The 14,158-nt window shown below is 48.6% G+C and carries 11 protein-coding genes; 1 reads left to right on the top strand and 10 read right to left on the bottom strand.

Annotated features, from left to right (window positions below):
* Positions 1-12: 12 nt before the first annotated feature.
* Both ACAN55_RS11550 and ACAN55_RS11545 read right to left on the bottom strand, forming a co-directional pair.
* Positions 13-1,788, bottom strand: a complete 1,776-nt coding sequence (locus tag ACAN55_RS11550; protein ID WP_379132354.1) for a methyl-accepting chemotaxis protein — start codon at positions 1,786-1,788, stop codon at positions 13-15.
* A 146-nt stretch (positions 1,789-1,934) separates the two neighbouring features.
* Positions 1,935-3,344, bottom strand: coding sequence for a deoxyguanosinetriphosphate triphosphohydrolase family protein (locus ACAN55_RS11545; RefSeq protein WP_379132352.1), 1,410 nt, complete (start codon positions 3,342-3,344; stop codon positions 1,935-1,937).
* 177 nt (positions 3,345-3,521) lie between these two features.
* Between ACAN55_RS11545 and ACAN55_RS11540 the strand changes: the two genes are divergently transcribed.
* Positions 3,522-4,520 carry a helix-turn-helix transcriptional regulator gene (locus ACAN55_RS11540; protein ID WP_379132348.1) on the top strand — a complete coding sequence of 333 codons (999 nt, stop codon included), beginning with the start codon at positions 3,522-3,524 and terminating at the stop codon, positions 4,518-4,520.
* Between the two features lie 257 nt (positions 4,521-4,777).
* Here ACAN55_RS11540 and modB read toward each other — a convergent pair whose 3' ends face one another.
* The 8 genes from modB to ACAN55_RS11500 form a co-directional block, all read right to left on the bottom strand.
* On the bottom strand, positions 4,778-5,443 hold the full coding sequence (gene modB, locus ACAN55_RS11535; RefSeq protein ID WP_379132345.1) for a molybdate ABC transporter permease subunit: 666 nt from the start codon (positions 5,441-5,443) through the stop codon (positions 4,778-4,780).
* Between the two features lie 30 nt (positions 5,444-5,473).
* Positions 5,474-6,268 carry a molybdate ABC transporter substrate-binding protein gene (modA, locus tag ACAN55_RS11530; RefSeq protein ID WP_379132342.1) on the bottom strand — a complete coding sequence of 265 codons (795 nt, stop codon included), beginning with the start codon at positions 6,266-6,268 and terminating at the stop codon, positions 5,474-5,476.
* Positions 6,269-6,468: 200 nt separating this feature from the next.
* Complete coding sequence (locus tag ACAN55_RS11525; RefSeq protein ID WP_379132339.1) at positions 6,469-7,833, bottom strand: glycoside hydrolase family 64 protein; 1,365 nt, start codon at positions 7,831-7,833, stop codon at positions 6,469-6,471.
* Between the two features lie 288 nt (positions 7,834-8,121).
* The gene (nikC, locus tag ACAN55_RS11520; RefSeq protein WP_379132336.1) at positions 8,122-9,015 is read right to left on the bottom strand and encodes a nickel transporter permease; all 894 of its coding nucleotides are present in this window, start codon (positions 9,013-9,015) and stop codon (positions 8,122-8,124) included.
* 11 nt (positions 9,016-9,026) lie between these two features.
* Complete coding sequence (locus ACAN55_RS11515) at positions 9,027-10,031, bottom strand: ABC transporter permease (RefSeq protein WP_379132334.1); 1,005 nt, start codon at positions 10,029-10,031, stop codon at positions 9,027-9,029.
* 112 nt (positions 10,032-10,143) lie between these two features.
* Positions 10,144-11,811, bottom strand: coding sequence for an ABC transporter substrate-binding protein (locus ACAN55_RS11510; protein WP_379132332.1), 1,668 nt, complete (start codon positions 11,809-11,811; stop codon positions 10,144-10,146).
* A 130-nt stretch (positions 11,812-11,941) separates the two neighbouring features.
* Positions 11,942-12,934, bottom strand: a complete 993-nt coding sequence (locus ACAN55_RS11505; protein WP_379132328.1) for an ABC transporter ATP-binding protein — start codon at positions 12,932-12,934, stop codon at positions 11,942-11,944.
* Positions 12,931-13,920, bottom strand: coding sequence for an ABC transporter ATP-binding protein (locus tag ACAN55_RS11500; RefSeq protein WP_379132325.1), 990 nt, complete (start codon positions 13,918-13,920; stop codon positions 12,931-12,933). Before ACAN55_RS11500 ends, ACAN55_RS11505 begins: the two co-directional genes overlap by 4 nt.
* Between the last annotated feature and the right edge of the window lie 238 nt (positions 13,921-14,158).

Here is a 14,158-nt window from a genome sequence, read left to right as displayed (position 1 = left end):
GCAGATTCAGGTTTACACCTGAAATCGGGACACGGATGCCTTAAGCTCTTCGGACAACGTTTGTAAATATTCCATACCCTCAGCGACTTCGCCCGTAGCACTCATCTGCTGATGGGCTGAAGCTGAAGTCTCCTCCACCGCTGCGGCTGATTGCTGTGATAACGCCGAGATATGATGACTGAATTCGTTCATGGATTCACTGGAAAGTGTCATCCGCTGCAGGTCGTTCCCTACTTCGCCAATCGTCTCCGCCATAATACTAACGGATTTATTAATCTCCTCCAGCGCTTCACCCGTCTCTTTGATCTGTCTACTGCCTTCCTCCGTCTTGCGGACTCCATCCTGCAGATGGTTAACTACCGCTTTAGAATCATGCTGTATGCCCTGGGTTATACCCGTTATTTCATCAACGGTACGCTGAACATCCTCCGAGAGCTTCCGCACTTCCGTGGCGACAACCGCGAAACCACGTCCGCTCTCTCCTGCTCTCGCTGCTTCTATTGCAGCGTTGATGGCCAGCAAATGCGTCTGTTCGGAGATGGAACGGATAGAACCGACCAGCCGGAAAATCCCTTCGTTCTTGCGGTTAAGCTCCGCAAGTGTATCCATAGACCGTGAGACCACTTCCGAAATTTCTTCCATCTGTGAAACGGAGCTCTCCATCAGCTCGCTTCCCCGGTCGCCTTTCAGCAATACTTGTTCTGAATGATGTGCAAGCTTGTTACCTCTGCCTGCTGCCGCTTCAATCTGAGCATTAAGTTCTTCCAGCGCCTTCGAAGCATCTGCGGCCGCTTCAGCCTGGCTGCTTGCACCTTGAGCCAATTCCTCCATCGTGGATGAAATTTGAACGCTGCCTTCTTTGGTCTCCAGAATAGATTGAGCAAGGGTTGCGCTATGACCGCCAATGATCTCTGAGACCTCACGAATCCGGGTAACCATTCCTAGCAGCGATTTATTCATGTCGTTGACGGTCTTCGCGAGCACACCAATTTCGTCTATGTTGCCGATAAGTGTGTCCTCGGAAGTCAGATCTCCAGCAGCAATTTGGCGAATATGTCCCGTCACGGCAATGAGCGGAGTAATCAGCGTATTTCGGATGAAACGGTTAATAAACCAGATCATTACGTTCACCACAATAATCGTAATAATGATCAGAATAATCGAGGAATGAAAAATACTTACGGCACGCTCTCCCTTGGCGGCAGAGTCCGCTTTGCTGAGCTCAACAAGAGCCTTCAAATCGGTTTTCATCGCATTAAATGCGGTAATTCCTTTTGCTGAGACCTCAAGCGCCAGTTCCTTATCACCTGAATCGCTTAACTTCATGGCCTGATTGTTAATGGTCAGGTACTCATCCCATTTACTTCTCATCGCTTGAAATTGCTCCCGGGTTTTGCCGTCACCCATTAGATCGCTATAGCTCTTCATAGCATCGGCAACCAGCCGGATATATTCATCTCTTTCCTTCACGAGCACTCCCTTCTCCGCGGAGTCCGTACTTTGGATATGCTGCATGCTTATTGACATGATATGCTCTGTGTTATAGTTCACCTCATGAATATCTTCCAGTGCAGGCATTGTGTTCTCTACAATATCCGATGTATTGTTCTGCATTCCGTTCGCTTGAAGTAGTGATACCGACCCCATGACGAGCACCAAAAACGCCAGTACAGCATAACCCGCACCAATTTTACCTCCAATGCTTTCAGTCCGTCCCTTAAATATATCTTTAATCTTTTCTTTGGTTAGTCCACTAGTTACACGCTTAAACCATGATCTTGCTTTCAAATTAATGCCTCCCTCTGAGATATCGTAAACTTACAAACGCTTACATTCATTACATTCTATTTTCATAGTTGAGCAAATAAAAAGACGCCCCTCCTATATTTCGGCAGGGAACGCCTTTTACTTTACTCGGAATTTTTTGCCATCTACTAATCCAAATCGTATATTGAGCCTACCTTTAATCCGTACAGTTCATTGTAGATCTTTTCAGCAAAAGCATCTGTCATCCCGGCAATATAGTCAATGACCATATGCTCCCAGGTCCAGATCGGCCTCGCCTGCCGCTGGTCCTTCTCAAAACGCTGCAGCCAATCCGTCGGGATAATGGCTTTGGAGGTGTCCGGATCGAGAAATGCCTTCCAGAGGCGATGCAGAATCCATTCACTTCTTTTTTGCAGCCGCTGTACGCGTAGATCCCGGATCATCGTCACCCATGCAAAGCTCTTGAGTACACTCACAGTACGGAGCATATCCTCATCTTCTTTACCTTCTTTGATGAAAGTAACCTTCTTCCAATCCCCATCCGGTATGACGCCAAGACTAGCCACAAACGTACTTACCCAGTAGGCCTTAACCTCGCGGCGGGTACGGGAGTAATCATTTTCACATGTAGGCATCTTCTCCATCCATACGCGAAGGAATGAAGTAAGGACTTCCTCCACTTTGACCCGGATGCTGTCCTCCGACCAGTTCTCCCAGAAGGCATCCTCAAGCGTTGTGATCTTCTCAACGATCAGCCGCAGGATATACGGGTCATGCATGAAATGTTCATGCACTTCGATTTTGCCGGCTTTAATGCCATCCTCCAGATCATGTGCGGAATAGGCGATATCATCACAAAGGTCCATAAGCTGGGCTTCCAGCGTTTTTTTGCCCTCGGGGATGCCCCACTGGCTGCGGATCGATGAGATATATTCCCACTCATGCAGGTACATGCCTTTCTTGAGCACCGTCCCCGGAAAAGGGTATTTGTTGATGCCCAGCAGCACCGCATCCGACAGATTCAGTCCGTCGATATTCTCGCGTTTCTCCAGGAACATGATCAGACGGAAGTTGTGGGCGTTGCCTTCGAAATGCTCGTATTTCCGGCGCATGTTCTCATGGATCACCCGCTGCTGCACGGGCTCGGCGCCTGTCAGGAGCGTGGTCTCCTGCGTCTTCGCTTCAATCAGATTATCGAGGATATGATCAAGCACCTCTTCCCCTTTATGTCCAAAAGGCGGATGCCCGAAGTCATGTGCGATAGCCGCACACTCTACGACCTCCGGATCTATCACCAGGCCCGGGTTCTCTGCCTGTCCCGTCTCTATTTCGGGATAAGACCGCAGCAGACTTTTGGCTGCCTCACGGGCAATCTGCGCCACCTCCAGTGAGTGGGTCAGACGCGTACGGTAATAATCACCCGTCCCCGCACCAAAAACCTGTGATTTACCCTGCAGACGGCGGAAGGTCGGCGAATGAATCAGTCGCGAATAATCGCGTTCATAGGCGGCACGTGAAGTTTCTAGGCGGGTAATCTCCGGATACTGCCGGTGTTCTCTTTTCTCAATCAATGTCATATCCGTCACCCTATCTCTATCAATCAGTATTTTGTTATTCATTATAAGTCATTTTCATAAAAAGTTTCACGTTAATTCAAAAATACCGTTTCTCATTGCACAGCGGGATCAATTAAGGTAGTGTTTGGCTTATAAGCTATATGCGCAGATTAATATCGTTACCCCAGGAGGAACGTTATGTCTCAAGAAACATCCTATACCACAGAAGAGATTGCCGGACTACTGAAAATTTCTAAATTGAAGGTATATGATCTGATCAAAAAGGGTGAGCTGCCCTCGTACCGGGTAGGCAAGCAGATGCGGGTCGATGCCTCGGATCTGGAGGCCTATAAGCAGCATTCACGAAACGGGAATGCTGCGGGCAAAAACACTGGTGCTTCACCTGCTTCCAATGTACCTATATCGTCTTTATCCGGGCTGTCTCCGGCAGCTTCACGGCCGGCAGAGTCCCAGCAGCCTGGCAAACAAGCCCGTAATATCGTCATAACCGGCCAGGATATGTCCCTTGATATACTGGCTACGTATCTGGAACGCAGTCTCCCTTCCGACCGGCCACTCCGCTCGTATGCAGGTAGTCTGGACAGCCTGATTGCTATGTATAACGGGGAATCTGATATCGTCAGTACACACCTGCTGGATGGGGATACAGGTGAATACAATCTCCCCTATATCCGCAGACTGCTGGTCGGGTTTCCTTATATTGTGGTACACATGCTGACCCGCAGCGCGGGGTTTTATGTGAAGCAGGGGAATCCTAAAGAACTCGCAGGCTGGGCAGATTTACGGCAGGAAGGACTTACCCTTGTTAACCGGGAACGCGGTTCGGGCGCAAGGGTACTGCTGGATGAGCAGCTTCGCCTGCAAGGAATTTCACCTGGTAACATACAGGGTTATGGGAATGTTGAGAACAGCCATCTGGCCGTTGCGGGCAAGGTAGCCCGGGGCGAAGCCGATGTCGGCATCGGGATTGAAAAGGCCGCCAAAATTGTGGATGGGATTGAATTCATCCCGCTCATTCAGGAGAGCTATGATCTGGTCATGCTGAAGAATCCTGAGAATATGGGGTGGATTCAATCCGTGATTGATATCCTGCATTCATCGGACTTCCGCAGTGAGCTGGGATCGATTTACGGGTACGATCTCAGCGCTTCAGGAAATGTGTTATATGAAACTTAGAAGGGGCTGTCCCATATGCCATGAAATGGCTACTTGGGATGGCTTCTTTTTTTGGGGGGGATCATTGTTACCTCATGGGTGGAGACTCCGTAAACGGACCGCTGTTCCACATCGTACTTATAAAATAAATCCCTCTGGTGCTGCTCCCTGTAACCACGAGTATTTCAGACGCAAACAAGCCGCAATCCGGCATGAGATCTGCCAGAATGCGACTTGTGTTTAACGCTGCTATGAACTGACCCGCTAGGTCTTGGCTGTCACCATGTACGGCGATTGACGAACATCAGCATGATGGCGGAAATAGCGATTATGGAGCAGACCCACATCCAAGCAAGGGTCATATTCCCTCCGTCCACCGCGACATAGATGGCAGTCGGCACGGTTTGTGTCCGTCCGGGAATATTCCCGGCGACCATAATAGTCGCTCCGAACTCACCCAGCCCCCGGGCGAAACCCAAGATGTATCCCGCTGCCAAAGAGCGTCTTGCGAGGGGCAGCGATACATAACGCAGCACCTGCAGCTCGCTGGCGCCCTGGGCACGGGCAGCATCCTCCAAATCCCGCTCCACCTCTTCAAAGCCCGCTTTTACGGTACGGTAGACCAACGGAAACGCTACAACAACTGAGGCAATTACCGCGGCGCCCCAAGTGAACAGTATGGTCTGATCACTCCACTGCTCATATAACCTTCCGATCCAGCTGCGCCGGCCCAGAATAACCAAGAGCACGAAGCCGACGACAGTTGGCGGCAGCACAAGCGGTAGCAGCAGTACAGTCTCCACCAGGCTCCTGCCGGGAAACCTCCGGTGCGCCATCGCCTTTGCCGCAGCAGCAGCTAGAATGAAGACAATAACGCTGGTCACTATGGAGATTTTGAGCGAAAGCCACACCGGGGCCAGAAAATCATTCCAATTTATGTCCATCCCATTCAACCCGCTTAGTTCAATTTGTGTTTAAGGAAGAAGAAATCCGTAGCTTGTAAAAATATCCTGCACTTCTTTGGTTTGAAGATAAGAATAGAATGCCTTCGCCTCATTCTGGTGCTTAGAATCTTTGATGACGCCTGCCGGATAGTTGATCGGCTTATGCACATGCGCACCTACAGTAAGTCCTATCCGCACCTGCTTTGAGGTTAAGGCATCCGTCTTATAGACAAATCCCGCATCGACGTTTCCGGTCTCCACATAAGATAATACCTGACGAACATCTTTGGCAAAGACCAGCTTGCCCTGCAGTGCTTCCCAGACCTTCTTGGCGGTCAAGGCTTGCTGCGCGTATTGACCCGCCGGCACCGATTCTGGCTGGCCTATAGCGATTTTTTTGAAGGTTGAGTCGGTCAACTGCGTGATGGTAGTAATCTTCGATTGGGAGTCGGATGGAACTACAAGAACAAGCTGATTCTTCAGCAACATTTTGTGGTAGGTAATGAATCCGCCGGCAACGAGAGCATCCATTTGTTTATCCCCTGCCGAGAAGAACAGGTCTGCTGGAGCTCCTTGTTCAATCTGCTTTTGAAGTGTACCTGAAGCGCCATAGTTAAATATCAGGTCGATATCCGGATGCTGCTTCTCATACAGAACGGCTATTCTATCCAGACTGTCCTGCAGACTTGCCGCTGCGGATACAATGATCTCTGTTTTCTTGGTTGCAGCTTGAACTTCTTTTACGCTCCCCAGGGAAGGAAATCGTGTAATCAGCACCAACACAACAGCGATCGCAAGCGTACCATACAGAACCTTTTTCAGCATGCTCCATACCTCCCAAGTATGTATTTATATATATTTTGGTGAGATTTTAGCACATCCATCTCCAGTTTACTATATGTTTTGTTATGTTTGTTTATAATTAGTTATAAATAGATATGTTTATCATAAACAAACAGACCAGGCAAGGGAAACCCTCCTGGTCCATTTGTTAATCATATATATTCTTATGGAGTCAGTTCTTATTACCAGCCTACACGAACGATTACGCCTTTAGGGTCACCAATTTCGAGATAGGCTGCTTGCCCGTTAACGTCATCATAAGGGAATCCGTAAGCTAATCCGCTGATGCTGTGGTCATGCCAGAATTTCGCATAATAGTTGGCTGGAGCCGCTTTGTAATAGTTAGATACGATATTCCAGTTGCTGTCGGTGAGAACATGCCGGTTAATGGCAGCTGCCGTTGCCGCATCTGTTAATGCTCCATCGCAGCGGAGAATATCCTGAGTGTTGTAGCTCGAATATCCGGCAAAATAATTCGCGTTCGCACCGCCTGGGGCAAAGGAACCGTAGATTGGGGCTACAATCCGGTATGGCGCTTGCACAGTAGCAAGTGATTTGAAGGCCGTAGGCACTTCATTCTGATATTTAGTGAAGATACCCGCACGGGTTTCAGATTCCAGTTCACCTACAGTCTTATCAAAGTTGCCCGCACGATTCACCAGACGATGCTGGATCGGGAACCCGAAGCCATCGACGCGTGTGGTGTTGCCATGGTAGCCGGTAGCATCAACCGTAAATTCTACGAAGTCAAAATAAATATTACGGTTTGGATCGGTCGCATTATTAATATCCGGTCCCGCAAACCCAGTGTCATAGGTCTTAATGTATAGCGGTGTGCCTACGCTGAGAAACATCCGGCCTGAAGTAATCTTGGGCAGGTTCACCCAGGAAGCCTGATTGACGGTATGATAAATATTCGCGTAGTTAACGCCGTTCTTAGTCAAGTGTCCGGAAGCATCGTTCAGTGCGTTCGAGATGGCAACTAGATTGCCATTCAGATCCAGATAACTCCACTTGCCGTTGGCTGGATTAATACCAAGAACTCCCCAATATACCTGGCTGTCGGAGTATGCTCCGCCCGTTCCATTCATCACCTTCAGGGAGAGCGAACCGCTTGGAGCCGTCGGAATCGAAGATGCAGCTATGGAATAGATAGATCCCCCGGATGGCGGCGGTGTAGGCGTAGGTGTCGGGGTAGTACCCGCTGTATAAGTGAACCAGCCTGTGTCATAAGCCGGTGTGCCATTATTGTAAGTAAAGAAGTAACTGATGGCTGTACCACTGGCTACGCCGGTAACTGCCTGTTCATAACGGGCCTTACTGCTGTTGTAAGTCATGCGGTAATTCAGCTGCGTACCAGAGTTTATTTTGTAATGTACATCAACCCAACTGGTGCTGACACCTGATTTGAACCAGATGGTAGCTGTGGTGCCTGACAGTTCAACTCCCTGGGTGTAATCGGCTGCATGGGCTTTGGTACCAAATAAGGGGATACATGAAATCAGCAGCAAAAGCGCGAGCATGGACATTTTCCATTGTTTTCTCATCGCATTTTCCTCCAATAATAATAATTACTACTTGTAATTATCGGCTGGGCAACGGACAACATGAGTTATGATTTGACTGGGCATCACCACCTCATAAAGGATTAATTGCTCATATCTGCAAATGATTGCGATTACATAAATGAGTATAGTACGGGCCTAAGGGGTTGAGTAGGAGCAGAATTTCGGATTCAGGTTTCCATTTTTCGGGAAATGGCCTTGTTATTACAAAAAAGAGCTAAAAAGCCCCTCAGACGGTTATCCCGCTTGAAGGGCTGCTAGTAATTGGGTTTAGTTCTTCATCCGCGGATCGAGAATGTCACGCAGGCCGTCACCCATCAGGTTGAAACCTAGTACCGTAAGCATAATCGATAAGCCCGGGAACAATACCGTCCAAGGTGCTTTCTGAATGAACTGCCGGGAGTCCGAAAGCATTTTACCCCATTCCGGATCAGGCGGCTGCGCGCCCAGTCCAAGAAACCCGAGTGCGGCTGCTTCAATAATTGCAGTTGCAATTCCCAGTGTTCCCTGCACGATAATCGGCGTCAGACTGTTCGGCAGAATGTGGCTGATCAGGATACGGCTGTTTTTCATTCCGATCGCTCTGGCGGCTGTGACATATTCCTCGGATTTCAGGCTCAGCACTTTGGAACGGACCAAACGTCCATAGGTCGGAATGTTGACGATGGCAATGGCATAAAGCGCATTTTGCAGAGAAGGTCCGAGAATAGCGACAATCGCGATTGCGAGCAGGATGCTCGGGAACGCCAGCAAAATATCGAACATGCGGGAAATCACCATATCTACCCATTTGCCATAGAATCCGGCGAGTACCCCTAGCAGAGTACCTACGACTATGGAACCGATAACGGAGAAGAAACCCACCCACAGAGAGATACGTGCTCCGTAAATTACCCGTGTAAACAGGTCGCGGCCAAGATCATCCGTCCCGAACCAGTGGTCCGATGAAGGCGGCTTAAGCCGGTTGATAAGCTCCTGTTCTTTAAAATCATACGGTGCGATAAACGGCGCCAGGAGAGCGATTAGAATAAAGAATACAATAATACATAGCCCCGCCATGGCCGTCTTATTCTTGCGGAAAGCCTTCCACGCATCGCGCCAAGGACCGGACACCTTCTCTACAGGTACGTTCGGGGGAGTAACATTAATTGATGCCTGTGCCATAGGTTCACCCCTCACTTGTAATTGATGCGCGGATCAACAGCGGCATACAGCAGATCCACAAGCAGATTTATAAACACAAAGATAAATGCGATCACCAGAATCCCCGTCTGGATCACCGGATAGTCACGGGAACTGATTGCTTCAAATATATACCGTCCTACGCCAGGCCAGGCAAAAATCGTCTCCGTCAGTACAGCGCCTCCGAGCAGCGCACCCGTCTGCAGGCCAATAACGGTCAGCACGGGAATCAGCGCATTTTTCAGAGCATGTTTATACACAACGAGAAATTGCGACAATCCTTTTGCCTTTGCTGTACGGATATAGTCGGAATTCATAACCTCCAGCATGCTGGAGCGGGTCATCCGGGCAATAATCGCCATCGGAATCGTCCCGAGCGCTACACTTGGCAGAATAAGATGCTTGATGACGGTCCACAGCTGACTCCATTGTCCCGCCAGTATGGTATCAATAACATATAAATTAGTGATGCTTTCTACCGGATTTCGCTGATCCATCCTTCCTATTGAAGGAAGCCAATGCAGTTTTAAGGAGAAAATCAATTGTTCCATGAGCCCCAGCCAGAAGATTGGCATAGACACCCCGACTAGCGCGATTATCATTGCCGTATAATCAAACCAGGAATTTTGCCTCCATGCACTTAAGATCCCTGCATTTACGCCAATAAAGGTAGCGAAAAGCATACTGGCTGCCGTAAGCTCCAGCGTAGCCGCCAAATAAGGCAGAATTTCTTTGGCAATCGGTGTTTTAGTCCGGATCGAAGTGCCCAGATCTCCCTGGAGCAAATCACCCATATAGTTAAAATACTGCTGCAGCCAAGGTTGATCGAGGCCCAGTTGCTCTCTTAGTGCCTGTTTGGATTGCTCTGTCGCCTTCTGCCCGAGAATGGTCTCTGCCGGGTCTCCGGGAATCGCATGAATAATGGAGAACACGATAATCGTCATTCCGATGAGAACAGGAATAAGCACCATGATACGTTTTAATAAGTAGGAGTTCAAATCGGCTCACCTTCCAAAGGTGTATTGGAAAACATAACTATCTTATAGTAGAACATAACTTACCGCCGCTATTCGCGGCGGCAAGCGGTGTTCCTATTACATTACCTGAATACTATTCGAAGTAAACTTCACTATAGTACTCTGTACCTGTTGGTCCTGGAACATATCCTTTGAGATTTGATTTCGCAGCGAGCAGCGGTGTAGTGTGCACGAGCGGAATCCAAGGTGCATCGGCTTTGATAATTTCTTGTGCTTTTTTATACAGGTCGGAACGTTTCGTTTGATCCGTCTCTTTCTGTGCATCTACCAGAATGGTGTGCAGTTCTTCGTTCGCATAGAAAGCGCGGTTGTTACCAGGAATTGCATCTTTATCTAGCAAGGTGTAGATGAAGTTATCAGGGTCTCCGTTGTCACCTGTCCAGCCAAGCATGAAGATATCATCCTTCTCGCCCGCTTTGGTGTCATCCAGGTAAGTTGCCCATTCCGGAGATTCGATTACAGTCTTCACGCCGATCTTCTCCCAATCCGCTTGAATAGCTTCAGCTACCTTCTTGCCATCAGGCATATATGGACGGGATACTGGCATTGCATACAAGGTTACAGTTTCAGGCAGACCGTTTGGATATCCAGCTTCAGCAAGCAATGCTTTGGCTTTGTCCAGATCGTATTCGTAATCCTGAACGCTGTCGTTGTAGCCCCATAGTGAAGGAGGCATCGGGTTCACTGCTGCTGTTGCTTGACCTGCGAAGAATGCATCAATAATTGCTTGTTTGTTCACAGCATGGTTCAACGCTTGTCTTACTAGGACATTATCAAAAGGTTTCTTCTTAAAGTTGAAGCCCAGGTATGCTACGTTGAACGGAGGACGTTCGATTTTTTGCAGATCAGAGTTGCCTTCCAGGGTGGACAGATCATCAGGGCTCAAATCTTCCATCAAGTCAATTTCGCCGCTTTGCAGAGCATTGAAGCGTGCAGAGTTGTCAGGAATAGAACGCACGATAACTTTGTTCAGCTTAGGAAGTCCTTCTTTCCAGTAACTAGCATTCTTCTCCAGGGTAATGGAATCATTGTGCTTCCACTCTTTGAAGACGAAAGGACCTGTTCCGACTGGCTCATTCTTGAAGTTCTCTTTCTTTTCTTGAATGGCTGTCGGGCTTGCGATACCGAATGAAGTCATTGCAATATTTTGCAGGAATGGAGATTGTGGCTGATTCAGCACGAATTGAACGGTTGTGGCATCCACAGCCTTCACTTCTTTGATGACGCGGCTACCATCCGGGCCGAACATCGAATCGAAATAATCGAAGGAATCTCCTTCAAATTTGAACTCACTGGCCGGATCGCTCCAGCGGGTGAAGTTGAATACTACAGCGTCAGCGTTGAAATCAGTTCCATCATGGAACTTAACGCCCGGGTGCAGCTTGAACGTGTAAGTCAAGCCGTCAGCCGATACTTCCCAGCTGTCCGCCAGGGATGCTTGAACTTCAGAAGTTCCCGGTTTGTACTCCAGCAGGGAATCGAACACCTGATGGGCAATCTTCAAAGATTCACCATCGGTAACAATTGCCGGATCAAGCGATGCGGAGTCTCCGCCACGGCCCACAATAAGTGTATCTTGGGTAGTTGCCGCAGCATCCGGTGAGCTTTCCGGCGCGGTAGTAGCCGCTGCATTTCCCCCTGTGTTTCCTTCTGTGGCCGCGTTATTGTTTCCTCCGCAACCGCTCAGCGCAAATGCTGCGCTCAGCATTAATACCAATGCCAGACTACTCCACTTCTTCATCTCTAGAAAACTCCCTTCTCCCAATAGAAAGTATAAACGCGTTTATATGCAGCTGCGTCAAAGCGCAGCCATAAACCAAGATTAAGTAATTATTGTCTGGCACCAGATTGTTGTTCAGTAGCAAATCCGGCTATACCAGAATACTATGTGTTTCTGTGGCATACAGATGACAAGCCGTCAAATGGCCGGATTCTGTCTCCAAGAGTGGTGGACGGGCATTCCTGCACACATCCATTACCTTAGGGCAGCGTGTATTAAAGGCGCATCCAATCGGTGCATTCGCTGGACTCGGCACTTCTCCTTGGAGAATGATGCGTTCCTTGCGGATATTTGGATTGGGTTCAGGAACAGCGGATAGCAACGCCTGTGTATATGGGTGCTGAGGCTGTGAGTAGAGCTTGTGCTTATCTGTAATCTCCACGATTCTTCCCAGGTACATTACAGCAACCCTGTCGCAAATATGTTTCACGACACTAAGGTCATGGGCAATAAATATGTAAGTCAGACCGAACTCGCGCTGTAAATCCTGCATTAAATTGATGACCTGTGACTGGATGGAGACGTCAAGCGCAGACACCGGTTCATCAGCGATAATTAGCTTGGGCTGAAGCGCCAACGCTCGGGCAATTCCGATACGTTGTCTTTGGCCACCCGAGAACTGGTGCGGGTACCGCTGCAGATGGGCCTTGGACAAACCAACCACATCCGCCAGCCTTTCCACTGCTGCACGGCGCTCTTTGGCATCGCCTACACCATGTACAATCATCGGTTCTTCCAGAATACGCTGGACCGTATTACGCGGATCAAGGGATGAGAACGGGTCCTGGAACACAATTTGCATTTCTCTCCGCCGCTTACGCATTTCTTCTGCGGACAGCTTGGTGATGTCCTGTCCTTCGAACCATATTTCACCTGCTGTGGGTTCAATCAGTCGCAGGAGCGCCCGGCCGGTTGTTGATTTACCGCAGCCGCTTTCTCCCACCAGACCAAAGGTTTCCCCTTTACCAACGGAGAAGGAAATATCATCCACTGCTTTAACGGCACCTTGAGCTTTATTGAAGAAACCTTTGTTAATCGGATAATATTTTTTGAGGTTTTTGACCTCTAGCAGATTCTCACTCATACTGCATCCTCCTGTTGACTTTCATGCAGCCAGCATCTGCAGCTGTGACTGTCTTCCTGAATAGTCAGCTGCGGAATCGACTGCCGGCAAATATCCATCGCATGCTCGCAACGCGGAGCAAAACGGCAGCCCTTCATATCATTGCTGAGAATAGGCACATTACCTGGAATGGAATGCAGCCGTTCACGGGTCTCATCCATTCTTGGTACCGATTCAATCAATCCCCGGGTGTACGGATGCAGCGGGTTGTTGAAGATGTCATATACACTGCCTTCCTCTACTACCTTTCCGGCATACATAACTGCCACCCGGTGACACATCTCTGCGACTACGCCAAGGTCATGGGTGATCAGCATTACCGCTGTTCCTTGATCTTCATTCAGCCTCCGGATCAAATCCAGGATCTGCGCTTGAATGGTTACATCCAAAGCAGTGGTTGGTTCATCGGCTATCAGCAGTTCAGGGCTGCAAGAGATCGACATGGCAATCATAACCCTTTGCCGCATGCCCCCTGATAACTGGTGGGGGTATTCATCAATAATAGCTTCCGGTCTTGGAATGCCGACTTTCCGGAGCATATCGATCGCGTGTTCTCTCGCTTCCTTCTTGTTAAGGCCCCGATGCAGGCGTACCGTTTCTATGATTTGCTGTCCAACGGTAAACAGCGGATTTAGTGAAGTCATGGGTTCCTGAAAAATCATTGATACGGCATCGCCGCGAATCTGGCGCATTTCCTTCTCTTTCATAGGCACGATATCCTTGCCTTTGAAGTAGATATGTCCGCCTACGATTTTACCGGGTGGATTCGGAACAAGCTTAAGAATTGACAAGGAAGTTACACTTTTACCGCAGCCTGATTCTCCTACGATTCCCAGCACTTCTCCGGGATTTACGTAAAGATCAACACCGTCAACAGCAGGCACCTCACCGCGGTCGGTAAAAAAATGGGTATGCAGATCCTCAATTTTCAGAATGGGCTGGATCAAGGTATTACCTCTCTTCTGTTAAAAATCTTCTGTTTAACCTATTCAAATTTGATATTTGAACAAAGGTCAAATGCCTGGAAAGAAAAAGGCTCTGGATTGGAGAGCCACATTAATCTGACATCACATGAAAACATTAATCTGACATCACATGAAAGAAATAACGCTTTAAACGGGCAAAGAAGTTATTTTTAATTACATTACTATATAATGCCGCCTCCGACAAGAAAAATTTATCCAT

The sequence above is a fragment of the Paenibacillus oryziterrae genome (assembly GCF_042610485.1).
Lineage (GTDB): Bacteria > Bacillota > Bacilli > Paenibacillales > Paenibacillaceae > Paenibacillus_AQ.
The sequence above is the reverse complement of the archived record's forward strand: the minus strand, read 5'-3'. Positions and strand labels throughout refer to the sequence as shown.

Excerpts from the sequence above, each read along its gene's own strand:
- ACAN55_RS11545 (WP_379132352.1), bottom strand. The coding sequence starts at position 3,344 with ATGACATTGATTGAGAAAAGAGAACACCGGCAGTATCCGGAGATTACC.
- ACAN55_RS11540 (WP_379132348.1), top strand. The coding sequence starts at position 3,522 with ATGTCTCAAGAAACATCCTATACCACAGAAGAGATTGCCGGACTACTG.
- modB (WP_379132345.1), bottom strand. The coding sequence starts at position 5,443 with ATGGACATAAATTGGAATGATTTTCTGGCCCCGGTGTGGCTTTCGCTC.
- modA (WP_379132342.1), bottom strand. The coding sequence starts at position 6,268 with ATGCTGAAAAAGGTTCTGTATGGTACGCTTGCGATCGCTGTTGTGTTG.
- ACAN55_RS11525 (WP_379132339.1), bottom strand. The coding sequence starts at position 7,833 with ATGAGAAAACAATGGAAAATGTCCATGCTCGCGCTTTTGCTGCTGATT.
- nikC (WP_379132336.1), bottom strand. The coding sequence starts at position 9,015 with ATGGCACAGGCATCAATTAATGTTACTCCCCCGAACGTACCTGTAGAG.
- ACAN55_RS11510 (WP_379132332.1), bottom strand. The coding sequence starts at position 11,811 with ATGAAGAAGTGGAGTAGTCTGGCATTGGTATTAATGCTGAGCGCAGCA.
- ACAN55_RS11505 (WP_379132328.1), bottom strand. The coding sequence starts at position 12,934 with ATGAGTGAGAATCTGCTAGAGGTCAAAAACCTCAAAAAATATTATCCG.